The following is a 25709-nucleotide window of genomic DNA, read 5'->3' as shown; positions in this document are numbered from 1 at the left end:
CCGTCAGTTCGCCGCGTTCATCAGATCCAGCGCGCTCTGCTGCCGGGCCGCGTCCGTGGAGTCGACGGGCCCTGCCCAGTGCAGTCCGTACGCGTCGAGGGCGGTGCGGTCGTTGGCGTAGGCGGAGTTGGCCTGGCGGGTGAGGTAGGACGTGTAAGGGCGGTCGGACAGTTGGGAGTTGAAGGCGTTCAGGCCGCGGACGTAGGCGCCCTTGAAGGAGGGTCCGTCGGCCCCGCAGCCGTTCGTCTCGCACGGCTCGCGCAGGATGCCGGCGGAGTTGAGCGCGGTGGAGGTGGTCGAGGCGTCACCGATCTGCCGGCCGGTGGTCAGCAGGGTCGAGTCGCCCGTCGCGCGGTACAACTCGGCGAGGCCGCCGAGGAGTACGCCCTGGTTGTACGTCCATGCCGTGGACCCGTTGTTGCGGCAGGTCGACAGGTCGATGCCGTCGTTGACCAGATGCGAACCGTTGATCATGCCGGTGCCCTTGAACCACGCCCAGTCGGCGTTGGCGCGGCCGAGATAGACCGTGTCGCCGGCGATCCGGTTGTGCAGGGCCGCATTCAGCTCCAGGTAGAGGGAGTTGGCGATCGCGTTCTTGTACGTCTTCGCCGTGCTCCACCACACCCCGCCACCGCACGTCGAGTCCCAGTACCGCGCCATGTAGTCGGCGTCGGCACGGGCGGTGTTGAGATAGCGGCTGTCCCCGGTCAGGTCGTACGCGGCGACCCAGGCGAGCCCCCACCACCCGGTGTCGTCGATGTAGTCGTTCCGGAACTGGCCGCCCTGAGCGCCCAGTTGACGGTCGTAGGTGTTCGCGACGGCGTACTTGTAGCTGGGCATGCCCGTGACCCGGATGTTGTCGATGATCGCGGTCAGGGCGTTGGCGGAGTTCCACCAGCCGGTGGTGTCGAACAGTCCGGTGGAGTTGTTGTACGACTGCATCAGCGCGGTGGCCGCCGCGGTGGGGCGGCTGTACGCGTTCCAGGTGGTGCGGGCCCACGCAGTGCAGGCGATCTCGGGGCGGTCCCCCGCCTTGCCGCAGGCCCGCAGCGCGCCGACACCGTTGTTGTTCCAGTCGTCGACGTTGTACATCAGCGTGCGCCAACCCCGTTGCCCCGCGGGGACGGTGGTGTCGCCCAGCTTGCTGCCCGAGCTCCAGGTGCGGCCGCCGTCGAAGGAGCGGTCGAGCCATGTCTCGTCGCCCGGGCTGCCGTTGGTGATCGAGGCCCAGCCCATCGCGTCGGTGTCGTCGAAGTGCAGGGCGAGGGTGCGCGAGTAGATGGTCGCGGTGACCGGCTGGCGGTCGCCCGGGGACTGGGCCGGGTCGCGGGCGTCGCAGTACTTGTTGCAGATCGTGGCCTCGGGGGCGGCGCTCGCGACACCGCTGGTGACCGGGGTGAGCAGGGCCAGGGCGGCGATCAGGCCGGTCACCACTCTGCGGACGCGTCGTGCGGTTGAGGTCATGTCAGCTCCATCGGCGTGGGGGATGGTGGGCGCCGTCAGCCCGATGAAGGGCCGTCGGCCCGATGAAGGACCGTCAGCCCAGGCGCCACTGCTGGTTGGCGCCGCCGTTGCACGTCCACAGCTCGATCTGGGTGCCGTTGACGTTCCCGGCGGGCTTGTCGCCTCCGGTGACGTCGAGGCAGAGCCCGGACTGGGTGCCGGTGATCGTGCCGTTGGGGTTGAGGCTCCACTTCTGGTTGGCGCCGCCGTTGCAGGTGTAGAGCTGCACCTTGGTGCCGGCGGAGGTCTGGTTGTTGTACGCGTCCAGGCACTGGGTGCCGCCGTAGAGCCGGAGTTCACCGGCCGCGGTGAGGGTGACGGCCTGGTTGGTGCCGCCGCCGCAGTCCCAGGTCTCGATCTTGGTGCCGGGGGTGGTCCCGCCGTTGTAGGCGTCGAGGCAGCGGTTGGAGGAGGCTCCGATCAGCGGGTGGGTCGTCCCGACGCTGGTGCCGCTGCCGACGGACACGCGGTACATGACCGAGCCGTGGCCGGGGACGCTCGCCGCGATGCTGCCGGTCGTGCTGCTGATCTGGTGGGACCAGAGGTTGTCCAGCCGGTACGACGAGGCGGCCGGGAGGCCCGCCGCGGCGGCCGAGGTGGTGATGGTGGCCGCGCTCGAGTTCTCGTTGAACAGGACCACGGACACATCACCGTTGGCCAGGGGCTTGGTCAACACGTGCAGCCCGCCCGACGAGGAGATCTCGGTGCCCTGCTTGCCGAGGGAATCCTGGTCCACGGCGATGACGTCCTTGTTGCCGTAGAGCGAGAGGGTGGCCGGCGTGGCGCTGCGCATGTCGTTCCCGGCGATCAGCGGCGCGGCCATCTCGGCCCAGAGGCTGAAGTGGGAGCGGTCCTCGGTGAACGACAGGCCGTTGCCGACCTCCAGCATGTCCGGGTCGTTCCAGGCACCGGGCTTGGCGTACGCGGCGAGCTTGACGTTGGCCTTGTAGATCGACACCACCGTCGAGAAGTTGACGTTGATGTCGCCGGTGGTGCGCCAGCTGTTGCCGACGCCCGCGCCCCAGGTCCACACGTCCGCCAGGCCCCAGTTGCAGAGGCTGTAGACGATCGGGCGGCCGGTGTTGGCCAGGGCGTCGCGCATGGCGGTGTAGCGCTGCTGGTCGGGCACGTTCTGGTGGTTGCAGTTGTCGTACTTCAGGTAGTCGACGCCCCAGGCGGCGAAGCTGTTCGCGTCCGTCTGCTCATGGCCGAGGCTGCCCGGGTAGCCGGCGCAGGTGGCGGTGCCGGCGCTCTCGTAGATGCCGAGCTTGAGGCCCTTGGAGTGCACGTAGGCGGCGGTGCCGCTGATGCCGCTGGGGAACTTGACCGGGTCCGGGACCAGTTGACCGGCGGAGTTGCGGGCCGAGGTCATCCAGCAGTCGTCGATGTTGACGTACTGGTAGCCCGCGTCCTTCAGACCCGAGGAGACCAATTGGTCGGCCGTCTGCTTGACCAGCTGCTCGGTGACGTTGCAGCCGAAGGCGTTCCAGTCGTTCCAGCCCATCGGGGGCGTGCGGGCCAGACCGTTCTCCAGCGCGTGGGCGTCCGGGGCCGCCTTCATGAGGAGCAGGGGTGGAGCGAGCACGAGGAACAGCACCATCGCGAGCGCCGCTCTGAGGGGTCTCAGCCGGATCAGGGGGACGGTCATGTCTGTGTCTCCTGCTGCGCTGTGGGGGCGGACAGGGGCGGGGACGGGCAGAGAGGCTCGTGCGTCCGGAGCTATGGAAACGTATCCATGATGAAGGTGGCACCTCTCTGAGGGACGGTCAATGGTCCGCACCAGAAAGGCTGTTGGGCTAGAGCGGAGCCGTCTCGCCCGTGCCGCGAGCTATCAACTCCGAAGGCAGCACGATCCGTTGGAAGGGGCCGGCCCCGCCCTCGATGCGGTCGATCAGCAAGTGCGCGGCTCGGCGGCCGAGTTCCTCGGTGTCCGAGGTGACCACCGTGACCGGGGTCGGGAGCATGTCGGCCAGTTTGAAGTCGTCGAATCCCACCACGGCGATACGGGCGCCCAGTCGGCGGCTGATCCGCAGGACGCCTTCGGTGAGGAAGCTCGTGGTCGAGAAGATCGCCGTCGGCGGGTTCGGCGAGGTGAGCAGGGTGTGGGTGGCGGCGGAGGCCTCCTCCATGGTGCCGCGCGGGAGGGCGACCACCAGGGTCTCGTCGGCGTCGATGCCGCTGTGCCGCAGGGCCTTGCGGTATCCGCGCAGTCGGCGGCCGGTGGTGTAGTACGAGGGGGCGACGAGGATCGCGATCCGGCGGTGGCCGTGGTCGATCAGGTGCTGGGTAGCGGTGCGTCCGCCGCCCTCGTTGTCGACGAGGACGACGTCGGCCTCGGCTCCGGTGGCGGGCCGGTCCACGAAGACGACGGGCACCTGGTCGTGACCGTTGACCTCGCGCAGAAACGCGTGGTCGCCCTGGTCGGGCACGATGATGAGCCCGGCCACGCGTCGCCCGATCAGCTCGCCCACGGCCCGGCGTTCGACCTCCGGGTCCTCGTCGGCGGTGCTGAGCAGCACGGCGTACCCGGCGTCGGACATCACCTCGACCGCCGCCTTCGCGAGGGAAGCGTAGAACGGGTTGGTCAGGTCGCCGAGGAGCAGGCCGATGGTCAGCGAGTTCTGCCCGGGCCGCAGGGAGCGCGCGATCTCGTTGCGCCGGTACCCGATCTCGCTGATCGCCGCGTGCACCCGGTCGGCCGTCTCCTCGCGGACCGCCCCGATGCCGTTGACGACCCGGGACACGGTGACCAGGGCGACCCCGGCCCGCTCGGCGACATCGCGCATCGTCGGCCTGGTGCTCTGGCTCTGCGGGCGACGACTGCTCACGTTGGGCGCAGACCACCTTTCAGCACATGGCGCGGCCACCCGAGAAGGTGGGCACGCGGTCCGGACCAATCGAACGCCGTCAGGATACGTTTCCGATCACGTCATCCGCCCCACATCTGCGCACACCTGAACTCCGCGGCCCTGCGCGTGCGTTGCCGCCGCTCAGTGGGACTCCCGGCTCACCTCGGAGCCGCTGGAGCCGACGAGGAAGTCGAGGTCGGCGCCGGTGTCGGCCTGGAGGACGTGGTCGACGTAGAGGCGTTCCCAGCCGCGTCGCGGGGTGGCGAAGCCGTCGACCGTGGCCTTGTCGGGGGTTCTGCGGGCGAGTTCGTCGACCGGTACGTCGATGTCGATGCGGCGGCCCCGGACGTCGAGGGCGATGAAGTCCCCGGTGCGCACGAGGGCGAGCGGGCCGCCGGCCGCGGCCTCCGGGGCCACGTGCAGGACGACGGTGCCGTAGGCCGTGCCGCTCATGCGGCCGTCGCAGACGCGGACCATGTCCCGGACGCCCTGTTCGAGGAGCTTCTTCGGCAGCGGCATGTTCGACACCTCCGGCATGCCGGGATAGCCCTTGGGGCCGCAACCGCGCAGGACGAGAACGGAGTCGGCGTCGACGTCGAGGTCCGGGTCGTCGATACGGGCGTGGAAGTCCTCGATGCTGTCGAACACGACGGCCCTGCCCCGGTGTTGGAGGAGGTGCGCGGAGGCCGCCGCGGGCTTGATCAGTGCTCCGTCGGGTGCGAGGTTGCCGCGCAGGACGGCGATGCCGCCCTCGGCGACGAGCGGTTCGGCGCGGGTGCGGATGACCTCGGGGTCCCAGATCGGGGCGTCGTCGAGGTGGTCGACCAGCGGTGTGCCGGTGACGGTCAGGGCGTCGGGGTCGAGCAGGTCGCGGACCTCGCGCAGGACGGCGAGGAGGCCGCCGGCGCGGTGGAGGTCCTCCATGAGGAAGCGGCCGGCCGGCTGGAGGTCGACGAGGACCGGCACGCGGGAGCCGATGCGGTCGAAGTCGTCGAGGGTCAGGTCGACACCGAGGCGGCCGGCGATCGCCAGGAGGTGGACGACCGCGTTGGTCGATCCGCCGACGGCGGCCAGCGCCACGATCGCGTTGTGGAAGGACGCCTTGGTCAGGAAGGTGGCCGGGCGCCGGTCCGCGGCGACCATGTCCACCACCAGGCGGCCGGTGCCGTGCGCGGCCTCCAGCAGGCGGCTGTCGGGGGCGGGGGTGCCGGCGACGCCGGGGACGACCGTGCCCAGGGCCTCCGCAACCACGGCCATCGTCGAGGCGGTGCCCATGGTGTTGCAGTGCCCGCGGCTGCGGATCATCGACGACTCGGAGCGGGTGAAGTCCTCCTGGGAGAGCGTGCCGGCCCGGACCTCCTCCGACAGCCGCCACACGTCGGTGCCGCAGCCCAGCGGCGTACCGCGGAAGGTCCCGTTCAGCATGGGCCCGCCGGGCACCACCACGGCGGGCAGGTCCACCGAGGCGGCGGCCATGAGCAGGGACGGGATCGTCTTGTCGCAGCCGCCCAACAGGACGACGCCGTCGATGGGGTTGGCCCGGAGCATCTCCTCGGTCGCCATCGCGGCCATGTTCCGCCAGAGCATGGCCGTGGGCCGCACCTGCGTCTCCCCCAGGGACACCACGGGCAGGTCCAGCGGGATGCCGCCCGCCTCGTACACGCCGTTGCGCACCGAGGCGGCCACCTCGTTCAGGTGCGCGTTGCACGGGGTGAGGTCCGAGGCGGTGTTGGCGATGGCGATCTGCGGGCGGCCGGTGAAGGCGTCCCCCGGTGCGCCGCGCCGCATCCAGGCCCGGTGGATGTAGGCGTTGCGGTCCTGTCCCGCGTACCACTGCCCGCTGCGGAGCGTCGTCGTGCCGGGGTGCTTCATCGGCGGACTCCTTCCAATAATCGACACGGTGGTCTAATTTTTGGAACGCCATGGAGCATACGCAGACGCTGGAGCCGGGCATCTCGAAACTCGTGCCGCGCCGGTGCCTCCTCGGGCCGCGGTGAGCGGCCGCGCGATGCGGGCGTTCGTGCTGACGGCCCCCGGGGAGTACGCGGTCCAGGAGGTCCCGGCGCCGGTGGCGGCTCCCGGCGAGGCCGTCGTCGACGTCGAGCGGGTCGGCGTGTGCGGTACGGACGTCGAGTTCTTCACGGGGGCGATGGCCTACCTCCATCAGGGGCACTGCGCCTACCCGTTGCGGCTGGGCCACGAGTGGGCCGGCCGGGTCGCGGCGGTCGGCGCGGGGGTCGATCCGGTGTGGGTGGGCCGGCGGGTCATGGGCGACACCATGCTCGGGTGCGGTGTCTGCCGTCGCTGCCGCCGGGGACATCAGCATGTGTGCGAGAAGCGGCAGGAGGTCGGCATCCGCGGGGCGCGGGACGGCGCCCTGGCGGAGCAACTCGCGGTGCCCGTCTCCTCGTTGCACGTCCTGCCGGACCCGGTCGACGCCGAACTGGGCGCGCTGGTCGAGCCGGGCGGCAACGCCCTGCGTGCGGCACGGGCCGCCGCACCGCGCCCCGGTGACCGGACCCTGGTCCTGGGCCCGGGAACCATAGGGCTGTTGGTCGCGATGTTCCTGCGGGCCGTCGGCGCGGAGGTGCACCTGATGGGCCGCACCGAGGACTCCATGACCTTCGCCCGCGCTCTGGGCTTCGAGCACGTGTGGACGGAGCAATCGGTCCCGGACCTGCCCTTCGACGCGGTCGTGGACGCCTCGAACGCCGTCCACCTGCCTGCCCTGGCACTGGAGTTGGTCGAGCCTGCCGGTCGGGTCGTGTACGTGGGACTGGCCGGTGAGCCCAGCCGGATCGACACCCGGACACTCGCCCTCAAGGACGTGACCGCGACGGGCGTCCTGTCCGGCTCCCCCGGCCTCGCCGACACCATCCGGGCCTACGCCGACGGATCCGTCGACCCGCGCCCACTGGTCGCCGCGACCGTCGCCCTGGACCAGGCCGGGCCCGTCCTCGCCGGAGAGCGGCCGGCCGGCGCCGGACCGGGACCGAAGATCCACGTGGACCCGCGACCGAGAATCCACGTCGATCCGCCACCGGCCTGACGGGGGATCCACCCGGCACGGAAATCCCCTTGGAGAGGCGGTACGGGCCACGGCAGGATGGGCGCGTCACCAGGCGTCCAGGGGGAACGGTGGGCATGCGGCGGAACCGGCTCGGGCAGACCAAGGTGCGGATCACGGAGCTTGGCTTCGGTGGCGGACCGCTCGGCGGGCTCTTCGCGCCGCTGGACGACGAGACCGCCGCGGGCGCCCTCGATGCCGCCTGGGACAGCGGGATCCGCTACTACGACACGTCCCCGCACTACGGCATCGGACACTCCGAGCGCCGCACCGGAGATCTGCTGCGCACCAAGCCGCGTGCCGAGGTGACGCTGTCGACGAAGGTCGGCCGGCTGCTGGTCCCGCAGGACCCGGAAGGCCGCATGGACGAGAGCTTCGCGGTGCCCGCCACCCACCGTCGCGTGTGGGACTTCACGCGGGACGGTGTGCTGCGCAGCGTGGAGGACTCGCTTCAGCGGATGGGCGTCGACCGTATCGACGTGCTGTTCCTGCACGACGCGGAGCAGCACTTCGAGGACGCCTTGCGCGAGGGCCTTCCGGCGCTCACCGAACTGCGGGCCCAGGGCGTGGTGGGCGCGATCGGCGCGGGGATGTACGACCCCGGTCGGCTGACCCGGCTGGTCGAGGAGTCGGACGTCGACGTCGTCATGCTGTCCGGCCGCTACACGCTCCTGGACCAGAGCGCCCTCGACACGCTCCTGCCCGCCTGCACGGCCCGCGAGGTCTCGGTCGTCGCGGCCTCGATCTTCAACTCCGGGCTGCTCGCCACGGCCCGGCCTCCAGAGGGCGCCACCTTCGACTACGCGCCCGCCGCGCCGCACCTGCTGGAGCGCGCGCACCGTATCGCCGACGTCTGCGAAGCACACGGCGTCACGCTCCCGGAGCTGGCGATGGCCTTTCCGCTCCGGCACCCGGCCGTCGCGGGCATCGTGGTCGGCATGCGCAGCGCCGACGAGGTGCACCGCAACGTGGCGGCGTTCGGCGCGGAGATCCCGGACCAGGTCTGGGACGACCTGCGCGGTGCGGGCCTGTTGGACGAGCGGGCGCCGGTGCGGGCCCGACCGTCGTCCGCCGCCGACCGTCGTACGGCTTAGGCTTGCCCGAACGGTGATCTGTGGGCCGCGGCCCGCGCAGGCCCGCCGGATCGACGCCCCGTGGGACGGGCGACACGAACGTGCCGGGCCGCCCCGTGGCCCGTACACCATCCCTGGCCTGTAGAACGTACCGAGAGATCACCATCTGCTCGGGAGCGCCCATGACCGGAATCCGCCGAAGCCGAAAGAGATCCGACGGAGCCCTCGACGCCATCGAGGCCCCGGACAACGTCGAGATGCTCGTCGGCGTGGTGACGGTGACGCTGCTGGTGGAGTTCCTCGGTGTGGTGTCCGGCTCCCCGGTGTGGCATCTCGGTCTGCTGATCTTCCTGCCGAGCACGGCGTCGGCGCTGTGCACCGTCGCGCAGACGAAGTTCGTGGCCGCGTGGACCACGCTCGTCATCACCCTCACCACGGTGGTGCGGCGCGAGAACGGGGGACGGTGGCTGGACGGGATCCTGCTGGTGCTGTTCACCATCGCGCTGGGGGCGATCTCCGTCTACGCCTGCCACCGGCGCATCAAGCGCGAGCACGAGATGCTCCGCCTGCGCACCACCGCCGCGGCGATGCAGCGGCACATCCTGCACCCCCTTCCGCTCGTCACCGACGAGGTCCTGGTCAACGGCGTCTACGAACCCGTGCAGGAGGACCGGCTCGTCGGCGGCGACATCTACGACGTCGTCGCCTCGCCGTGGGGCACGCGGGTGCTGATCGGGGACGTGCAGGGCAAGGGACTGGCCGCGGTGGGCGCCGCGTTCGCCGTGATCGGGGCCTTCCGCGAGGCGGCCTACCGCGAGCCGACGCTCACCGCGCTCGTCGACGCCCTGGACGCGGCGGTCGTCCGGCACAACACGTACGCCGAACAGACCGGCGACGACGAACGGTTCGTGACCGCGCTCATCATCGGCGTCGACGCGGAGACGGAGGCGCAGGTCGTCAACTGCGGCCATGTTCCTCCCTGGTTGGTGCACGACGGCGGTGTCTCCACACCGCACACGGACCCCGGTGTCCCGCTCGGTCTCGCCGAGCTGTCCGTCGAACCCACCACCGTGCACTGGTTCGACTTCCCGGCCGGCTCGACCCTGCTGCTGACCACCGACGGCCTCACCGAGACCCGCGACCACGACGGCGCGTTCTACCCGGCCGACGAGCGCGTGACGAGCCGCCTCGCCCTCTCCCCCACCGAACTGCCCCAGGCGCTCTACGAGGACGCCCGCGCGTTCACCGACAACGGGGCCCAGCACGACGACTTCGCCGTGCTCACCGTGCGGCGGACGCATCGGGACCCTATTCGGGGTGGGCGTCTGTGAGTTCGGGCTCCAGTCCCTCCGTCAACCCGGCAGGTCCGCGCCCCGCGTCGGTGCGCCAGGCCTCGAAGGCCCAGGTGGTGAGGGCGACGACGGCGAGACCGAGGAGCCAGCCGCCCACGACGTCGCTGAACCAGTGCACGCCGAGCGCGATCCGGGTGAAGCCGACGCCGAGCACGGACCCGACCGCGACGCACCAGCACAGCGGCCGCAGCGCACGCGGCACCAGCGGCAGCAGGACCAGCAGCAGGATCGCGAACGAGGTGGTCGCGGTCATCGCGTGCCCCGAGGGGAAGGAGAACCCCGGAGCGCGCGCGACCGGGTCCTCCAGGGACGGTCTGGCCCGTTCGACCACCGTTTTGACCAGCAGTCCGATCAGTCCGCCGGCCACGGCCGTCACCGCGGACCAGGCGGCCAGGCGCCAGGCCCGGCGGTAGAGCAGCCACCCGGTCAGCAGCGCGACGACCGCCCGCAGGGTGAGCGGGTCCCACACCCGGTCGGACAGGAACCGCAGGGTGTCGGTCCACTCGGGGTGCTGGAGGGCGGTCTCGTTCAACCGCCGTGCCGCGCCCGCGTCGAGACGGCGCAACGGCTGCCAGTGCCCCTCCACGAGGACGAGCAGCAGGCCGAAGGGAACGGCCGCTACGGCGGCGACCGCGGTCGAACCGAGCAGATGGATGCCGAATCTCCGGTCGGCCGTGCGGCGACGGAGGTCACGAAGGCGCCGGGCCGTGGCGCGGACCATCCCTCACACCCCCGGGTCGGCCGAGATCGGACCGGGCCGCCGCGCCCGCGAGGCCTCCAGCTGCGCGGCGAACGACAGCCCCAGGAAGAGGGCGATGGAGGTCAGGTAGGCCCACAGCAACAGCGACATGAAGGCGCTGAGCGGCCCGTAGATCGTGTCGAACGATCCGCTGATGTCCAGGTACAGGCTCAGCAGCCAGGTCAGAACCATCCACAGCACGAGGTACACGGCGGCGCCGAAGGCCAGCCAGGTGTAGCCGGGCTGTTTGCGCCGCGGGGACCGGCGGAAGATCGCGCTGGCCGAGAAGAGGGCGAGCAGGAAACCGAAGGGCCAGCGCAGGATCTCGCAGAGGGTCCGCGCGCCGCCGTCGAGGTGATACACCGTCACCGCCGCGGCGGCGATGTCACCGCCTGCCACCATCACGATGAACCCGAGGCCGAGCGGGATCCCGGCGCTGAGGGACATCACGAGGCCGCGCAGGTACTTCTGGTGGAAGGGGCGGTCGCGTTCGTTTCCGTAGATCCGGTTGGCGCCGCGTTCGATCTGGCACATCGCGGTGGTGACGTTGACCAGGGAGAAGAGCAGGCCGAACCAGAGGGCGATCTCGTCGCCGTCGCCCGCGCTGTGCCGGCTGCGGTCCAGTGCGTCGTCGACGACGTCGGCGCTGGGTCCCTGCGCGAGCCGGTGGATGGTCAGTTCGGCGAGTCGGCCGATGTTCTCCGTGTGCAGCGCGGTGGACAGCCCGACGAAGGCGATGGCCAGCGGGATCACCGACAGCACGGTCTGCAGGGCGAGCGCCCGGGAGTGGCTGAAGCCGTCGGCGTAGCGGAACCGCACGAAGGAGTCGCGCAGCAGCGGCCAGCGGCCGTAGCGGCGCAGCGAGGTCAGCGCCTCGTCGGCGGAGAGGTCGTCGCCGCTCATGTCGCGGGTCTCGGGGACCTTGGTGGCGGTGCCCATTCACTTCTCCCGGGTGGGCAGCAGGACGGTGAGCGCGCCGGGCCTGACCTCGGCGGCCAGACGCCGGCCGTGGGAGACCGGGTCGCCGTCGAGTTCTCTCGACTGCGGTGCGGCGAAGGCGAGTTCGGCGCGGCGGAAGGTGAAGAACTCCACCGGTACGCCCTTCTTGCCGGTGCCGTCGGGGGCGGGCGTGTCCACGGTCGTGGGCCTTGGGGTGTGCCTGTGCCCGCGCATCAGGATGCCGACGGCGCGCATCCAGCCGCCGGGTCCGCGCGGGTCGAGGATCAGCAGATCGAGCAGTCCGTCGTCGGGGCGGGCCGCCGGGACGAGGGTCAAACCGCCTTGTACGGTGCCGACGTTGGCGAGGAGCACCATCCGGGCCGTGCGGTGCAGGACGGGCCCGTCGTCGAGCCGGACCGTCAGCCGCATCCGGGGTGTGCGCAGGGTGCCGATGGTGGCGAGCACGTAGGCGGGCCAGCCGACGGCGGACTTGGCGCGGTCGTCGGTGTGTTCCAGCATCGCGGCGTCGAGCCCGGCGCCGGACATCGCAGCGAAGTGGGTGGGAGCGAGTCCGTCGCCCTCGATGCGGCCGAGGTCGAGGCGGTGCGGGGTGCCGGACAGCGCCGCGTCGAGGGCGGTCGCGGGGGTGAGCGGCAGGCCGAGGTTGCGGGCCAGCAGGTTGCCGGTACCGCAGGGCACCACGACGAGCGGGACGCCGGTGCCGGCCAGGGCGTCGGCGGCGGCCCTGATGGTGCCGTCACCGCCGCACACCACGACCAGTGCCGCCCCGTCACGGACGGCGCCGGCCGCCTGTCCCGTCCCGGGGTCGTCGGCGGTGGTCTCGATGAACTCCGGTGCGCGGTGGCCGTGTTGTTCGAGGATCCGCCGCAGCTTCTCGCGATCGGCCTCGCCGGTCACCGTCGGGTTGAAGATCACGGCGGTACTGCCGGGCGCGCGCTCCTCTACGGCGGCGGCGGCCTCGGCGTGCCCGCTGCGCGGCGAGGGTACGGCGGCCACGGACCCGTCGGTGAACAGGGCCCGCCAGACGATCGCCAGGGACAGGGCGCCGTTGGCCATGCCGCCGATCACGTCCGTGGGGTGGTGCATGCCACGGTAGAGCCGGGAGACGCCGACGATCAGCGGCACCAGGAACAGCAGCCCGGCCAGCGGCCACCGCCACGGCCTGCGGACCCGGGACAGGACGAGGACCCCGAGTCCGGCGTAGAGCGCGGTGGCCGCGCCGGTGTGGCCGGAGGTGTAACTGGACGTGGGCGGTGAGGCGTCGAGGCGGTCCACGTCCGGGCGGGTGCGGTCCACCGACTCGGTGACGACCAGGAACACCAGCGCCTGGAGCGAGACGGCGACGGCGAGGAAGACCGCCTGCCGCCACCTCGGCAGCCGGGGTACGAGCAGCAGGGCCACGCAGGTGACCAGGGTGACGGCGATGACCGTGAGGGTGTTGCCCGCCTCCGAGCCGACGTACGACAGCGAGGTGAGCGGCCCCGTACGGATCCTCTCGAACCCCTCGTTGACGTGGTCCTCGACCGTCAGCGGCCACACGTGCCGGGCGGGGCCCGTGATCAGGAGCCCCACCCCCACGACCAGAACCGCCTGACAGACGGTCAGCGACCCGATCCGGGCCGCGGTGATGCCGGTGCCACGGGGCAGGACGGGAGACCGGCCCGACCGGACCGCTCCGGCCCCGTCCCCGGTCGCTCCTGCGGCTCTTCCCGGTGTGGCGATCGGCATCGGGGCTCCCACGGGTCTGCGCCTCGCGGCGGTCCTCGGCGGGTGCCGTCCGCACCCGATGAACCCGCGTGTGCCCCCGATGCGGCCGCGCAGACGCTCGGTGGTGCGGGAATCCACCGATCAGCGCCCTCGACCGTGCACGGAAGGGACCTGTGGGACGAGCGGCGGCGGTGCGCGATTCCGACGACCGCGATCCTCGATGCGGCGACCGCTCGGCGACAATGACCGGATGGAAGAGGGAGCGATGGCAGGGGATACGAGCGAGATCGTTCTGAGCAGACAGGATCTCCGTGAGGTCGCCGGGTTCGCCGCGGCGTGTGCGGAGTCGGTGCTCGAGGTCTTCGAGGCCGATCAGCCGGACGACCCGCGCCCGCGAGAGGCTGTCCGTGCCGCGTGGGAGTTCGCTCGGGGCGGCGAACGCGGCAAGTCCCTGCGGGACACGGCGTCGGCGGCCCTCAAGGCGGCCAAGAGCGCGCAGACCGCGGCAGCCCGCGAGGCGGCATGGGCGGCCATGTCCGCGGCGGGCGCCGCATACCTGCATCCCCTGGCCAAGGCCACCCAGGTCAAACACATCCTCGGGGCCGGCGCCTACGCGGCCAGAGCGGCCGAACTCGTCGCCGGTGACGACCAACGGGCCGGCGCAGAGTTCCTCGATCAGGCGGTACGCCGTGCGACACCGGTCGTCGTCGACGTACTCAACCGCTTCCCGGCGGCGCCCGACGGGGGCGGACGGGTGGGGGAGTTGATCCGCGCACTGGACGCCGACCTTCGCTCGCTCACCGTCACCGAGTGATCCCGCCGGACTTCCAGAGGCGGCGTCGGGAGCGAGAGCGAGCTGACGGGTGATGCGGGAGCGGCACACGGCGCGTGCGTCGGCCAGATTGACGAAAAGGTCCACGATCTCGCCGGGGGCCGCCGGCGCACGCGGTCATTCGGCTGATTCAGTTTCCGGAGTCAGGGCTCGCCGCCCAATGCTCGACGAGCGCCGGCCACCAATCCGGGTGTTCGCTCACGACCTCGACCAGCGCGGGACATGTACCCCGCATCGCCAGCGCGTAGTTGTCCCAACCGCCGTAGCCGCGCATCTCGGGATTGCGCAGCGAGACCACCAGGCCGTAGGACAGGACGTCCGCGAGCATTCGCGCGAGGCAGAGCACATGGACGCGCCGATATTCGTCCGACGGGACATCGGCGTTCTCGTAGAAGTGGGCATGCAGCCAATAGTCCGCGGCGATGCACTTCTCGAAGTCCTGGATCCGCTCCATTCCGTTGTAGATGGCCGTCGCAGCGGCGATGCCGTTGTTGACGGCCGTCTGACGCGTGAGTTCCCGGGTCTGCCACGCCGCGACGAGCAAGGACACCACCACACCGATGGACGCGATGAACCCGAAAATGGTGGTCACTTGGCCCCCCGGCGCAGAGTATCGATGCCCTACCCCTGGCCAGTGATCCATTAACGGCCCACATCATCGGGCTCGGTCCACAAGGGTGCAGGTCACGCCCAGGCGGTCACCGGTACGAACGAGCTGTCCGACCTGAACAAGTCTGTTCCGTCCGTCAGTTCCACGCGTAGTTGGTAGTTGTAGTGCCGCAGGTAGTACCCGGGGTAGTTGTACGACTCGAAGCGGACGGCGGTCGATGTCGTGCCCGTGCGGGCTGTGAACGTGGCGTCCTTGGCGAACGTCGATGTGCCGTCGTTGGCGTCGAAGCGGGCGCGGAAGTCGTAGTGGCGGAGGTAGTTGCCGGCGGAGTCGCGGAAGGAGAAGGCGTTGGAGTCCGTCAGGCCGGGGACGACCGTGAAGGTGGATGCCTGCTTTTCGGCGGTGGTGCCGGCGGCGGTGACCACGGGGAGGTTGAGCAGGGCGGACTGTTCCTGCCAGTAGCGGGTGGTGTAGTTGGCGGACCGGAGGGAGCGGGAGACGTTCGTGGCGAGGGTCGGGCCGCCCGAGACCGTCTCCTTGATGACCGTGAAGTGGCGGGCCGTGCCGGACACGGACGGAAGGGCCTTCGGGGCGGACCACGTGGCGAACGTGTCGTAGCTGTCGCTGTAGTAGTACGTGCCGTCGCCGTACCCGTCGAAGAAGATCCGCCAGGCGCCGTTGTCGAGTTGGACGACCGACGGGCCCTCGCGGTAGCTGCCCCAGCCGGCCCAGTCGCCGGTCCTCGAGATCGTGTAGGGGCCGTTGAGGCTGGAGGCCGTGCCGTACTCGATGTACTTCGCCGTCTCGTTCTTGGTGAAGGCGTGGTAGGTCGAGCCGACCTTCACGATGTACGTGTCGATGTGGTTGGCGCCGATGCCGGACAGGGCGACCGGTGAACTCCAGGCCGTGAGCGCCGAGTTGGTGGCCCTGAGCCGGTACGGCGTGAAGATCCACTCGTCGCTGGTGAGCGAGCAGGACACGATGACGTTCACGCTGCCGTCGCTGTCGACGAACCACTCCGGCGCCCACGCCCGGGACAGGCCGCTGATCGGGACCGTGTAGTCGTACAGGAACGTCCAGTTGGCCCGGTCGGCGCTGCGTGCGAAGCCGATGGTGGTGGAGACGTCCTGCCAGGTGTGCGTGGTGTAGGTGACGTAGTAGTAGCCGTCGGTGTGCTTGAAGACGCTCGCGTCGCGGATCCTGTTGCTGGGCGGCGTGTAGGCGGAGGCCTTCAGGAGCCGGAAGTCGGTGGCGTCGTCGGACTGGTAGACGTTCACCGTCCCGTCGTTGCTGTTCAGGAACGGCACGATGGTGTACCGCGTCGCGGAGCCGCTCGCCGGGGCGGCGGCCAGGGCCGTGCCGAGCAGACCGGGGACTTCGCCCAGGACCAGCGCCGAGGCGGGCAGGGCGGCCATCGCGCGCAGCAGGGTGCGGCGGGAGGGAGTGGCGGGGCTGTGCGACATGGACGGCTCCATTATGTCCGCTATTTCGAACACAGTTCGGTAAGTCGGTCAGAAGGTAAGGGTGGGGCAGGTGCACGTCAATGGATTGAGCATGGCTGGATGTCGTCTGTGTGAATCCTGTGTTGCACCTTCAACTCCGCGCGACACAGAGGACGTTCGACATCCCGTACCGCAACTCGCACCACCCCGCCGCATCGGACGTTACTGTTCGGTAGACCGCGCCGCGCTTCCGGAGGTGCCCCCATGACGCCCGACCGTTCCGCAGGCCTCGCCGAGTCCGCCCGTGCGCTGGCCGCCGGGGAGGTGACCGCCCGGACGCTGGTCGAGCAGGCGCTGGCCCGGATCGAGGCCACGCAGCCGACTCTCAACGCCTTCCGAATCGTGCGGAGTTCGGCCGCGCTCGCCGAAGCCGACGCCGCCGACAAGGAGTTGGCCGCCGGGGTGCGCAAGCCGCTGCTCGGTGTGCCGGTGGCCGTCAAGGACGACACGGACGTGGCCGGCGAGCCGACCGCGTTCGGCTGCGCGGGCGAATTCCCACCGGCCGCTCAAGACGGCGAAGCCGTACGGCGGTTGCGGGCGGCCGGCGCCGTCGTCATCGGCAAGACCAACACCTGCGAGCTGGGCCAGTGGCCCTTCACCGAGGGGCCCGCGTTCGGCGCGACCCGCAACCCCTGGCACCCGGAGCACTCCCCCGGCGGCTCCTCGGGCGGGTCGGCCGCCGCCGTCGCCGCCGGTCTCGTGCCCGCCGCGCTCGGCTCGGACGGCGCCGGATCGGTACGGATCCCCGCCTCCTGGACCCACCTCGTCGGCATCAAGCCACAGCGCGGCCGCATCTCCACCTGGCCGCGCGGCGAGTCCTTCCAGGGCATCACCGTCAACGGCACACTCGCCCGCACGGTCGCCGACGCGGCCCTGCTGCTCGACGCGGCGAGCGGCAACCACGCGCGCGACCCGCACCGGCCGGAGACCATCAACGCCTCCGAGGCCGCGGCACGCGAACCCGGGCGGCTGCGCATCGCCCTCTCCCTCAAACCGCCCTTCACCGCCCTGCCCGCCCGCCTCCGACCGGAGGTACGCGCCCGGGTGCTCCAACTCGCCGAGCGCATCAGCGCGTTGGGGCACATCGTCGAGGAGGCCGACCCCCCGTACGGCCAGATCGGGCTCGCCTTCCTCCCCCGCGCCACCGTCGGCCTCGCCGAACGCGTCCGCGAGGCGCCGCACCCCGCGCTCCTGGACCGCCGCACCCGCGACGCCGCCCGGCTGGGCCGACTGCTCGGCGGAGCGCCACTGCGGGCGGCCCGGCGCGCGGAGACGGTCCAGCACCGCCGTATCGGCGGGTTCTTCGGGTCGTACGACGTGATCCTCGCGCCGACCACGGCAGCTCCCCCACCGCGCGTCGGCGCGATGCTGCCGCTGAGCGGATTCGCGACGGACCGCGCGATGGTCGCCGCCTGTCCCTACGCGTGGCCGTGGAACGTGCTGGGCTGGCCCGGGGTCAACGTCCCGGCCGGGTTCGTCGAGGGCGGGCTGCCCGTCGGCGCGCAGTTGCTCGGACCGGCGGGTTCCGAGCCGCTGCTGATCTCGCTCGCCGCGCAACTGGAGGCGGAGCTGCGCTGGCACGAGGCGTGGCCGCCGCAGGAGGCGCACACGGACTCCCCTGCCGTATAGGCGAGTTGGGGCCGTTCCGTGTGGCCGGGTCCGTCCCCCGTGGCCTGCCCGTACCCTGTGACCATGGACGATGTGTCGTTGGTCGGGCTCATGGGGCGGGTCACCGGGACGGTGGGCCCCGGGCTCGTCGGCGAGGTGATCGTCCGGGTGCGCGGCGGGGCCGAGCACTTCCTCGCGTACGCCGCCACGGGGACCGACCGGATCGAGCAGGGCACGGTCGTCATGGTCGTCGAGCATCTGCCGCCCAGGACGGTCTACGTAACAGCCGCGTACGACAGTTGAGCGTGCTCCGCCCCAGGTGAGAGCGTTACGCGTCAAGATGGCAACAAGGAAAGGCCGTCGTCTTCTCCCTTGCGCGGGACAGGCGCACACTCCCTTCGTTCGGTGCTTCAAGTGCACCATCAAAAGGGGGCGTTGCCGATGGTTGTCGGCGTCGTTGCGGGGGTGGCGGTTGTCGCCGTTCTCGTACTTATCGGTCTGTTCAAGTCGATGTGGCGGGTCGCGGAGCCGAACGAGGCACTCATCATCTCGGGCTCCAAACACCGTACCGAAGGCCTTGAGCCGGGCATGGGATTCCGCATCGTCACGGGGCGCGGCACGCTGGTGCTGCCCGGCGTGCAAGCGGTGCGCAAGCTCTCCCTCGACCTGAACGAGACAGAACTGCACGTGGACTGCGTGACCTCCCAGGGCATTCCGCTCAAGGTGCGGGGCGTGGTCATCTTCAAGGTCGGCGACGACTTCGTGTCGATCGCCAACGCGGGCCGTCGTTTCCTCGATCAGCAGAAGTTGATGTCGGAGCGGGTGCACAACGTCTTCGCCGGTCATGTCCGGTCCATCGTGGGCGGGTTGACGGTCGAGGACATGATCCGCGACCGGGACAAGCTCACCGGGCAGACCCGGGCCGCCTGCGGTACGGAGATGGAGAAGCTGGGTTTAATCGTGGACTCGCTGCAGATCCACGAGATCGAGGACCCGACGGGGTACATCAAGAACCTGGCGATGCCGCACGCGGCGGCCGTGCAGCGGGACGCTCGGATCGCGCAGGCGGAGGCGAACCGGCGGGCCACGGAGGCGGAGCAGGCCTCGTTCGCGCGGATGGCGGAGGCCACCCGCGACAGCGAGATCCTCCAGGCCGGCTACCAGGCCGAGCGGGACAAGGCGGCGGCGGAGGCGCGGCAGGCCGGTCCGCTCGCGGACGCGGCGGCCCGACAGCAGGTCGTGGTCCAGGAGACCCGGGTCGCCGAACTCGAGGCGCAGCGGCGGGAACAGCAGCTCCAGGTGGACGTCCGCAAGCCGGCGGACGCGAAGGCCTACGAGAAGCGCACCCTCGCCGAGGGCGAGCGCGACGCCCGGATCTCGGGGGCCGAGGCCAAGGCGAGGGAGACGGAACTGGCGGCCGCCGCCGAGGCGACCCGGGTCAGGGCGACCGGTGAGGCCGAGGCGGCCGCCGTGCAGGCGAAGGGTCTCGCGGCGGCCGAGGCCACCAGGGCCAAGGGGCTCGCCAAGGCGGAGGCCATCAAGGCGAGGGCCGCGGCCCTCGCCGAGAACCAGGAGGCCGTGGTCGCCCAGCAACTCGCCGAGAACTGGCCGGAGATCGTGCGGGCGGGCGCGTCCGCCTTCGGCAACGTCGACAACATGGTCGTCCTCAACGGGGCGGACGGCCTGGCCGACATGCTCGCCAAGGCGCTCACCATGGGCGGCACCGGGCTCGGCCTGGCCCGGCAGCTGCTCGCCACGATGAACCAGAACGGGCAGGCCCCGAACGGGACTTCGGCCCTGAACGGCGGCACCACACCGCCGGCGCAGAAGGTGCCGGTGGACAAGGAGGCATAAGGGAGGCGCAGGGGAACGGGGGCGGGTGAGCGGCGCGATCGTGATCCCGACAGCGTGCCCGGGGGCCCTCTTCACGGAGGGCCCCTCTACGCTGCCTCCGTGACTGCGCATACCGATGAGAACGTTCCCGGCCGTTCCGGCCCGACTGCCACCACCGAGGCCGATGCCCGCAAGGTGGGCCGCGTCCGCACCGAGTACGCCCCCGCGCACGACGGCGACCCCGACCCGGGGGAGATCGTCTGGACCTGGGTGCCCTTTGAGGAGAACGACGGCCGCGGCAAGGACCGTCCCGTGCTCGTCGTCGCCCGCGAGGCCGCCGGCACGCTGCTGGCCGTACAGCTCTCCAGCAAGCGGCACGACGGCGACCGCGAGTGGGTGGCGATCGGCAGCGGACCGTGGGACAACTCCGGACGGGACTCGTGGGTCGACGTCGACCGGGTGCTGCGCCTGCACGAGCAGGGCATGCGCCGCGAGGCCTGCGCGCTGGACCGCGGCCGGTTCAACCTCGTACGCAACCGGCTGGCGGAGCGCTACGGCTGGAGCTGACGCTCCGGAAAAGCCCGTACGAAAGCCGCTCGGACCGCATGCCCCGGCGTGCGGTCCAGGATTCCGAAGACCACGTGCTCGAAGGTCCCCGCGAACCGGCCGTCGGGGCCGAGCAGCGTGCGGAAGGCGCCCGCCACCTGCGCCGGGTCGTTCTGGAAGACCCCGCAGCCCCAGGCGCCGAGAACCAGGCGCCGGTAGCCCTGGGCGGCGGCCGTCTCGAGGACCCGCTCGGCGCGGGTCGCGAGGGCGGCCGGCAGGTCGGCGGTCCGCTCGGGTGCCCGCTGCTTGATGACGCCCGCGTTCGGTGCCGCGGCGGTCAGGAAGCCTGTCGTGTACGGCTCGTCCAGCAGGCCGCCGCGGTCGTCGCGGAAGACGGGGACGGCCGGTGAGTGGATGACGCGGTCCGTGTAGAACGGGTCGCGGTCGGCGCGGTGATGGTCGTAGAACTCCCGGGCCTGAAGCAGGCAGGTGTACAGCGCGGAGGCACGGCACAGGGCCTCCTCCTGCGCCTGGGCGCCGTTCAGGAAACCGCCGCCCGGATTGCGGGCCGAGGCGAAGTTCAGGACGGCCGCGTCGCCGCCGAGCCTGCGGGCGGCCTCCAGGCTGCTCTCGCCGGTCACCTCGAAGAAGGTGTCGACCGGCGCGCCCGGGGGCACCTGTACGGGCTCCGGCCCGTACATCCGCGTGCCGGCCCGGGCCGCCTCGATCGGCGCGGCCAGGGACACCTCGCGTCCGTCGGACGCCCGGTACGAACCGGCCGCCACGATCTGCTCGGTCTGCTGGGCGAGACCGCGCAGGCGCGCGCTCATGGCGCCACCCCCGTGGGCGCCATCCTCGCGTGCCGTGCGCGTTCCCCCGTCGTACTCATGGACGAATCGTCGGTGATGCCGGTGGTGCTCCGCAACGGAGTTTTCCCGTTCCCGCAAACGCCCAGGAAAGCCTCAGCAAACAGCCGGAAGGGAAAGATTACCGAGCCGGAACGTGCCACTACGCACCCTTGTGCGATTCGGCGCGAGGGTTTTGGCTGGGACGAGCGCCGCCTCCCGGAGGGCCTCTCCGCCGGGGTGGTGGCATGGTGGAATCTCCAGGAGGGATCCTGATATGTCCGATTCGGTGAGTGACTGTACGGAGAACCGCTCCGCAGTCACCGAGGCCGAGGTGGAGGCCCTGGTACGGGGCATCTGCTTCAAGACCGGCCCGCCCCGCACCATCGGGGTCGAAGTGGAATGGCTCGTCCACGAGCTGCGCATCCCGCAGCTCCCCGTGACACCCGAACGGCTCGAAGCGGCCTACGCCTCGCTGCGGACCGTTCCCCTGAAGTCGGCGCTCACCGTGGAGCCCGGCGGCCAGCTGGAACTCAGCTCGCCGCCCGCCGCCTCGCTGACGGAGTGCATCGCCACCGTCTCCGCCGACCTCGACGCCGTCCGCTCGGCTCTCGCCGAGCACGATCTCGGCCTTGTCGGCGTCGGCCAGGACCCATGGCACTCTCCACGCCGGTTCCTGCACGAGCCGCGCTACGACGCCATGGAGGCCTGCCTGGACCGTGCGGGCCCGGCGGGCCGCGCCATGATGTGCACCACGGCCTCCGTACAGGTCTGCCTGGACGCCGGGCACGAGGAGCCGGGACCGCTCGGTCTCGGGCGGCGCTGGTGGCTGGCGCACCAGCTGGGCGCGGTCCTGGTGGCCGCATTCGCCAACTCCCCGCTCGCCACCCGCCGGCCCACGGGCTGGCGCTCCACCCGGCAACTGGTGTGGACGGAGATCGGCCCGGGCCGTGCGGGCGGGCCCGCGCTGGACGGCGAACCGCGCGAGTCCTGGGCCCGGCACGTCCTGGACGCGCCGGTGATGTGCGTACGGCGGGGCGAGGGGCCGTGGGACGTACCGGAGGGGCTGACCTTCCGGGAGTGGACCAGGTCGGGGGCGCCGAGGCCGCCGACCAGGGAGGACCTCGACTACCACATCTCGACGCTGTTCCCGCCGGTCAGGCCGCGCGGTCATCTGGAGCTGCGCATGATCGACGCGCAGCCCGGCGACGACGGCTGGATCGTGCCGCTCGCCGTGACCGCGGCGCTCTTCGACGACCCGGAGGCCGCCGAGACCGCCTACCGCACGGTGAAGCCGCTGGCCGAGCGTGCCGTGGGGCGGCCCGCGCCGCACAACCCGCTGTGGCTGGACGCGGCCCGGTACGGCCTGGCCGACCCGGAGCTGCGGGAGGCGGCGGTGACCTGCTTCGTGGCGGCCCTCGAGGCCCTGCCCCGGCTGGGCGCCGACGCCTCCGTCACGGACGCGGTGGCCGCGTATCTCAACCGCTATGTCGTCCAGGGCCGTTGCCCCGCCGACGACCTGCTCGACCGCCTGCGCGGCACGGACAGCCGCGCCCTCGGGAAGGACATCCGCACATGACCGACCCCGCCCCCGATGCCGAGTCGCTCCGGGAACGGGCACTCACCACCCTGACCACCGCCCGGGAGCGCACCACGCTGCTGACCAGCTGCGTGGAGGACCCGGACCTGACCGCCCAGCACTCGCCGCTGATGTCGCCCCTGGTGTGGGACCTGGCGCACATCGGCAACCAGGAGGAGCTGTGGCTGCTGCGGGCCGTCGCCGGGCGCGAGGCGATGCGTCCCGAGATCGACGGCCTGTACGACGCCTTCGAGCATCCCCGCTCCGAACGCCCCTCGCTGCCGCTGCTGCCGCCCGCCGAGGCACGCAGCTACGCGGCCGAGGTGCGCGGGCGGGTGATGGACGTGCTGGAGAGCGCCGACTTCCACGGCACGCGGCTCACGGAGGCGGGCTTCGCCTTCGGGATGGTCGCGCAGCACGAACAGCAGCACGACGAGACGATGCTGATCACCCATCAGCTCCGCACGGGCCCGCAGGCCCTGACCGCCCCGGACCCGGACCCGGTCCCGCTGTTCACCGGGCCGGCCGAAGTCCTCGTCCCCGGCGGCCCGTTCACCATGGGCACCTCCGACGAGCCGTGGGCGCTGGACAACGAACGCCCCGCGCACCGGCGCGAGGTGGCGCCCTTCTACATCGACACGACCCCCGTCACCAACGGCGCCTACCAGGCGTTCATCGAGGACGGCGGCTACGACACCGAGCGCTGGTGGGCGCCCGAGGGCTGGGCGCACATCCGCCGCAACTCCGTGTACGCCCCGCTGTTCTGGCGCCGGGACGGCAAGCAGTGGCTGCGGCGCCGCTTCGGGGTCACCGAGGTGGTGCCGCCGAACGAGCCGGTGCTGCACGTGAGCTGGTACGAGGCCGACGCGTACGCCCGCTGGGCCGGGCGCCGGCTGCCCGCCGAGGCCGAGTGGGAGAAGGCGGCCCGCTACGACCCGGCGGGCGAGCGCACCATGCGCTATCCGTGGGGCGACGCGGATCCGGCGCCCGAGCACGCCAACCTGGGCCAGCGGCATCTGCGCCCGGCTCCGGCGGGCAGCTATCCGGCGGGCGAGTCGCCGCTCGGGGTACGGCAGTTGATCGGCGATGTGTGGGAGTGGACCGCCAGCGACCTGACCCCCTATCCGGGGTTCGTGGCGTTCCCGTACAAGGAGTACTCGGAGGTGTTCTTCGGGCCGGAGTACAAGGTGCTGCGCGGCGGTTCGTTCGCCGTGGACGAGGTCGCCTGCCGGGGCACGTTCCGCAACTGGGACTACCCGATCCGGCGGCAGATCTTCTCCGGGTTCCGCACGGCCCGCACGGGAGACGTCTGATGTGCCGTCACCTGGCGTACGTGGGGCCGCCGGAGCCGCTCGGGCGACTCCTGGTGGAGCCGGCGCACAGCCTGTACCGGCAGTCGTGGGAGCCGCGGCGGCAACGGTACGGGACCGTCAACGCCGACGGTTTCGGAGTCGGTTGGTACGCCGACGGGGACCCGATGCCGGCCCGGTACCGGCGGGCCGGGCCGATCTGGGCCGACCTGTCCTTCGCCGATCTGGCCCGGGTGGTCCGTGCGGGGGCCCTGCTGGCCGCCGTGCGGGACGCGACCGTGCCGGGTGCGGACGGGGAGGCCGCGGCGGCGCCGTTCGCCGCGGGGCCCTGGCTGTTCAGCCACAACGGCGCCGTCAAGGGCTGGCCGGGTTCGCTCGCGCCGCTGGCGCGGAACCTGCCCGCGGTCGATCTGCTGTCGCTCGAGGCACGCAACGACTCCGCTCTCGTATGGGAGTTGGTGCTCGCCCGGCTGCGCGGCGGCGATTCCATGGGCCAGGCACTGACCGACGCGGTTCCGGAGATCGCCGCGGCGGCTCCGGGGTCCCGGCTGAACCTGCTGCTCACCGACGGCGCGACCATCGCCGCGACCGCCTGGGGCGACACCCTCTGGTACCTCGCCCGGCCCGGCCACAGCGTCGTCGTGGCGTCCGAGCCCTACGACGACGACACCCGGTGGCAGGAGGTCCCCGACCGCACCCTGCTCTCGGCGAGCCGCACCGAGGTGCTGCTCACCCCCCTCAAGGAGCCGAACGACACGCCGGCTCCCGCACCGTCGAAGGAGCCGCGTTCGTGAGTCCCTTCCTTCTCACCCGCACCCTGCCCGAGGACGCCACCGAGGCCGCGCTGCGCGCCGACGTCCAGCGCGGCCTCACCGACAGTCCCAAGACGCTGCCGCCGAAGTGGTTCTACGACGCGCACGGCAGCGACCTGTTCGAGCAGATCACCGAGCTGCCCGAGTACTACCCGACGCGCGCCGAGCGGGAGATCCTGATCGCCCGCTCCGGGGAGATCGCCGAGGCGACCGGGGCGCGCACCCTCGTCGAACTCGGCTCCGGTTCCTCGGAGAAGACGCGCTACCTGCTCGACGCGCTGACCGGCCTCGACACGTACATCCCGGTCGACGTCAGCGAGAGCGCGCTCACCCAGGCAGGCCAGGCGCTGATCGCCGAGCGCCCCGGGCTCCGAGTGCACGCGCTGATCGCCGACTTCACCGCCGCGCTGACGCTGCCGGACGCGCCGGGGCCCCGGCTGGTGGCGTTCCTCGGCGGCACGATCGGCAATCTGCTGCCCGCCGAACGGGCCGTGTTCCTCGCCGCGATCCGCTCGCTGCTGTCACCGGGTGATGCGCTGCTGCTCGGCACGGATCTGGTCAAGGACGAGGGAGTGCTGGTCCGGGCGTACGACGACGCGGCCGGGGTGACGGCCGCGTTCAACAAGAATGTCCTGACCGTGGTCAACCGCGAGCTGGACGCCGACTTCCATCTCGACGCCTTCGACCATGTCGCGCTGTGGGACTCGGAGAACGAGTGGATCGAGATGCGGCTGCGCTCGCGCGCCGAGCAGACCGTGAAGATCCCCGCGCTCGACCTGGCCGTCGACTTCGGCGTCGACGAGGAGCTGCGCACCGAGATCTCGGCGAAGTTCCGGAAGGAGGGTGTGCGTACCGAACTGTCTACGGCCGGGCTGGAGTTGGCCCGCTGGTGGACGGACGACGGGGGCCGCTTCGCGCTGTCGCTGAGCGTGGCGACCTGAGGCGCTGTCACTGAGCGCGGCGCGCTGAGCGGCCGGCCCCC

Annotated in this window: 22 protein-coding genes; 12 read left to right on the top strand and 10 right to left on the bottom strand. The window is 71.5% G+C overall.

Annotated elements, in window-relative coordinates; translation table 11 throughout:
* Positions 1-3: 3 nt before the first annotated feature.
* The 4 genes from ACWD5F_RS35305 to ACWD5F_RS35290 form a co-directional block, all read right to left on the bottom strand.
* Positions 4-1464, bottom strand: coding sequence for a glycoside hydrolase family 76 protein (locus ACWD5F_RS35305; protein WP_451260393.1), 1461 nt, complete (start codon positions 1462-1464; stop codon positions 4-6).
* Positions 1465-1537: 73 nt separating this feature from the next.
* On the bottom strand, positions 1538-3151 hold the full coding sequence (locus ACWD5F_RS35300) for a glycoside hydrolase family 27 protein (protein ID WP_451260392.1): 1614 nt from the start codon (positions 3149-3151) through the stop codon (positions 1538-1540).
* 148 nt (positions 3152-3299) lie between these two features.
* The gene (locus ACWD5F_RS35295) at positions 3300-4331 is read right to left on the bottom strand and encodes a LacI family DNA-binding transcriptional regulator (RefSeq protein WP_451260391.1); all 1032 of its coding nucleotides are present in this window, start codon (positions 4329-4331) and stop codon (positions 3300-3302) included.
* A 162-nt stretch (positions 4332-4493) separates the two neighbouring features.
* Positions 4494-6224: an IlvD/Edd family dehydratase gene (locus ACWD5F_RS35290; protein ID WP_451260390.1), complete on the bottom strand. Its 1731-nt coding sequence runs from the start codon at positions 6222-6224 to the stop codon at positions 4494-4496.
* 136 nt (positions 6225-6360) lie between these two features.
* Between ACWD5F_RS35290 and ACWD5F_RS35285 the strand changes: the two genes are divergently transcribed.
* From ACWD5F_RS35285 to ACWD5F_RS35275, 3 genes are all read left to right on the top strand, one after another.
* Complete coding sequence (locus ACWD5F_RS35285) at positions 6361-7401, top strand: zinc-dependent alcohol dehydrogenase (protein ID WP_451260389.1); 1041 nt, start codon at positions 6361-6363, stop codon at positions 7399-7401.
* A gap of 95 nt (positions 7402-7496) precedes the next feature.
* Positions 7497-8513, top strand: a complete 1017-nt coding sequence (locus ACWD5F_RS35280; RefSeq protein WP_451260388.1) for an aldo/keto reductase — start codon at positions 7497-7499, stop codon at positions 8511-8513.
* Positions 8514-8674: 161 nt separating this feature from the next.
* Positions 8675-9823, top strand: coding sequence for a PP2C family protein-serine/threonine phosphatase (locus tag ACWD5F_RS35275; RefSeq protein ID WP_451260387.1), 1149 nt, complete (start codon positions 8675-8677; stop codon positions 9821-9823).
* Here the strand turns inward: ACWD5F_RS35275 and ACWD5F_RS35270 are convergent.
* The 3 genes from ACWD5F_RS35270 to ACWD5F_RS35260 are packed head-to-tail and all read right to left on the bottom strand — an operon-like array spanning position 9801 to position 13271.
* Positions 9801-10565 (bottom strand): phosphatase PAP2 family protein, encoded by a 765-nt coding sequence (locus tag ACWD5F_RS35270; RefSeq protein ID WP_451260386.1) that lies wholly within the window; start codon positions 10563-10565, stop codon positions 9801-9803. The genes ACWD5F_RS35275 and ACWD5F_RS35270 overlap by 23 nt on opposite strands.
* Before the next feature lie 3 nt (positions 10566-10568).
* Positions 10569-11522 carry a YihY/virulence factor BrkB family protein gene (locus tag ACWD5F_RS35265; RefSeq protein WP_451260385.1) on the bottom strand — a complete coding sequence of 318 codons (954 nt, stop codon included), beginning with the start codon at positions 11520-11522 and terminating at the stop codon, positions 10569-10571.
* The gene (locus tag ACWD5F_RS35260; RefSeq protein ID WP_451260384.1) at positions 11523-13271 is read right to left on the bottom strand and encodes a diacylglycerol kinase family protein; all 1749 of its coding nucleotides are present in this window, start codon (positions 13269-13271) and stop codon (positions 11523-11525) included.
* Positions 13272-13515: 244 nt separating this feature from the next.
* On the opposite strand from ACWD5F_RS35260, the gene ACWD5F_RS35255 reads away from it, so the two are divergent.
* On the top strand, positions 13516-14064 hold the full coding sequence (locus ACWD5F_RS35255) for a putative immunity protein (RefSeq protein WP_451260383.1): 549 nt from the start codon (positions 13516-13518) through the stop codon (positions 14062-14064).
* 148 nt (positions 14065-14212) lie between these two features.
* On the opposite strand, the gene ACWD5F_RS35250 is transcribed toward ACWD5F_RS35255, so the two are convergent.
* Both ACWD5F_RS35250 and ACWD5F_RS35245 read right to left on the bottom strand, forming a co-directional pair.
* Complete coding sequence (locus ACWD5F_RS35250) at positions 14213-14674, bottom strand: hypothetical protein (protein WP_451260382.1); 462 nt, start codon at positions 14672-14674, stop codon at positions 14213-14215.
* 92 nt (positions 14675-14766) lie between these two features.
* Complete coding sequence (locus tag ACWD5F_RS35245) at positions 14767-16155, bottom strand: glycoside hydrolase family 43 protein (RefSeq protein WP_451260381.1); 1389 nt, start codon at positions 16153-16155, stop codon at positions 14767-14769.
* Positions 16156-16398: 243 nt separating this feature from the next.
* Here ACWD5F_RS35245 and ACWD5F_RS35240 point away from each other — a divergent pair, with 243 nt between their 5' ends.
* The 4 genes from ACWD5F_RS35240 (at position 16399) to ACWD5F_RS35225 (ending at position 20202) form a co-directional block, all read left to right on the top strand.
* Positions 16399-17823 carry an amidase gene (locus tag ACWD5F_RS35240; protein ID WP_451260380.1) on the top strand — a complete coding sequence of 475 codons (1425 nt, stop codon included), beginning with the start codon at positions 16399-16401 and terminating at the stop codon, positions 17821-17823.
* A gap of 63 nt (positions 17824-17886) precedes the next feature.
* Entirely contained in the window at positions 17887-18105 is a 219-nt protein-coding gene (locus ACWD5F_RS35235) for a hypothetical protein (RefSeq protein WP_401711415.1), read from the top strand.
* Positions 18106-18237: 132 nt separating this feature from the next.
* The gene (locus tag ACWD5F_RS35230; protein WP_451260678.1) at positions 18238-19656 is read left to right on the top strand and encodes a flotillin family protein; all 1419 of its coding nucleotides are present in this window, start codon (positions 18238-18240) and stop codon (positions 19654-19656) included.
* Positions 19657-19755: 99 nt separating this feature from the next.
* On the top strand, positions 19756-20202 hold the full coding sequence (locus tag ACWD5F_RS35225; protein WP_451260379.1) for a type II toxin-antitoxin system PemK/MazF family toxin: 447 nt from the start codon (positions 19756-19758) through the stop codon (positions 20200-20202).
* Here ACWD5F_RS35225 and ACWD5F_RS35220 read toward each other — a convergent pair.
* On the bottom strand, positions 20187-21011 hold the full coding sequence (locus ACWD5F_RS35220; protein ID WP_451260378.1) for a TIGR02452 family protein: 825 nt from the start codon (positions 21009-21011) through the stop codon (positions 20187-20189). The two genes, ACWD5F_RS35225 and ACWD5F_RS35220, sit on opposite strands and share 16 nt — an antisense overlap.
* Before the next feature lie 292 nt (positions 21012-21303).
* Here ACWD5F_RS35220 and egtA point away from each other — a divergent pair, with 292 nt between their 5' ends.
* From egtA to egtD, 4 genes are read left to right on the top strand one after another with little or no spacing between them, the layout of a single operon-like run.
* Positions 21304-22605, top strand: a complete 1302-nt coding sequence (gene egtA / locus ACWD5F_RS35215) for an ergothioneine biosynthesis glutamate--cysteine ligase EgtA (protein WP_451260377.1) — start codon at positions 21304-21306, stop codon at positions 22603-22605.
* Positions 22602-23918, top strand: a complete 1317-nt coding sequence (gene egtB, locus ACWD5F_RS35210; protein ID WP_451260376.1) for an ergothioneine biosynthesis protein EgtB — start codon at positions 22602-22604, stop codon at positions 23916-23918. The genes egtA and egtB overlap by 4 nt, the downstream gene beginning before the upstream one ends.
* Entirely contained in the window at positions 23918-24709 is a 792-nt protein-coding gene (gene egtC / locus ACWD5F_RS35205) for an ergothioneine biosynthesis protein EgtC (RefSeq protein ID WP_451260375.1), read from the top strand. The genes egtB and egtC overlap by 1 nt, the downstream gene beginning before the upstream one ends.
* A complete protein-coding gene (gene egtD / locus ACWD5F_RS35200; protein ID WP_451260374.1) occupies positions 24706-25668 on the top strand; it encodes an L-histidine N(alpha)-methyltransferase in 963 nt (320 codons plus the stop codon). The genes egtC and egtD overlap by 4 nt, the downstream gene beginning before the upstream one ends.
* The last annotated feature ends 41 nt before the right edge of the window (positions 25669-25709 follow it).

It is taken from the genome of Streptomyces sp. NPDC002499, from assembly GCF_053595415.1.
Note: the sequence above shows the minus strand (reverse complement) of the source record. Positions and strands in the feature narration are given on the sequence as shown.

What these genes read in the sequence shown, in the direction of transcription:
- ACWD5F_RS35305 (WP_451260393.1), bottom strand. Translation starts at nt 1,464, where the DNA reads ATGACCTCAACCGCACGACGCGTCCGCAGAGTGGTGACCGGCCTGATC.
- ACWD5F_RS35300 (WP_451260392.1), bottom strand. Translation starts at nt 3,151, where the DNA reads ATGACCGTCCCCCTGATCCGGCTGAGACCCCTCAGAGCGGCGCTCGCG.
- ACWD5F_RS35290 (WP_451260390.1), bottom strand. Translation starts at nt 6,224, where the DNA reads ATGAAGCACCCCGGCACGACGACGCTCCGCAGCGGGCAGTGGTACGCG.
- ACWD5F_RS35285 (WP_451260389.1), top strand. Translation starts at nt 6,361, where the DNA reads ATGCGGGCGTTCGTGCTGACGGCCCCCGGGGAGTACGCGGTCCAGGAG.
- ACWD5F_RS35280 (WP_451260388.1), top strand. Translation starts at nt 7,497, where the DNA reads ATGCGGCGGAACCGGCTCGGGCAGACCAAGGTGCGGATCACGGAGCTT.
- ACWD5F_RS35275 (WP_451260387.1), top strand. Translation starts at nt 8,675, where the DNA reads ATGACCGGAATCCGCCGAAGCCGAAAGAGATCCGACGGAGCCCTCGAC.
- ACWD5F_RS35270 (WP_451260386.1), bottom strand. Translation starts at nt 10,565, where the DNA reads ATGGTCCGCGCCACGGCCCGGCGCCTTCGTGACCTCCGTCGCCGCACG.
- ACWD5F_RS35265 (WP_451260385.1), bottom strand. Translation starts at nt 11,522, where the DNA reads ATGGGCACCGCCACCAAGGTCCCCGAGACCCGCGACATGAGCGGCGAC.
- ACWD5F_RS35260 (WP_451260384.1), bottom strand. Translation starts at nt 13,271, where the DNA reads ATGCCGATCGCCACACCGGGAAGAGCCGCAGGAGCGACCGGGGACGGG.
- ACWD5F_RS35255 (WP_451260383.1), top strand. Translation starts at nt 13,516, where the DNA reads ATGGCAGGGGATACGAGCGAGATCGTTCTGAGCAGACAGGATCTCCGT.
- ACWD5F_RS35245 (WP_451260381.1), bottom strand. Translation starts at nt 16,155, where the DNA reads ATGTCGCACAGCCCCGCCACTCCCTCCCGCCGCACCCTGCTGCGCGCG.
- ACWD5F_RS35240 (WP_451260380.1), top strand. Translation starts at nt 16,399, where the DNA reads ATGACGCCCGACCGTTCCGCAGGCCTCGCCGAGTCCGCCCGTGCGCTG.
- ACWD5F_RS35235 (WP_401711415.1), top strand. Translation starts at nt 17,887, where the DNA reads ATGGACGATGTGTCGTTGGTCGGGCTCATGGGGCGGGTCACCGGGACG.
- ACWD5F_RS35220 (WP_451260378.1), bottom strand. Translation starts at nt 21,011, where the DNA reads ATGAGCGCGCGCCTGCGCGGTCTCGCCCAGCAGACCGAGCAGATCGTG.
- egtA (WP_451260377.1), top strand. Translation starts at nt 21,304, where the DNA reads ATGTCCGATTCGGTGAGTGACTGTACGGAGAACCGCTCCGCAGTCACC.
- egtB (WP_451260376.1), top strand. Translation starts at nt 22,602, where the DNA reads ATGACCGACCCCGCCCCCGATGCCGAGTCGCTCCGGGAACGGGCACTC.
- egtC (WP_451260375.1), top strand. Translation starts at nt 23,918, where the DNA reads ATGTGCCGTCACCTGGCGTACGTGGGGCCGCCGGAGCCGCTCGGGCGA.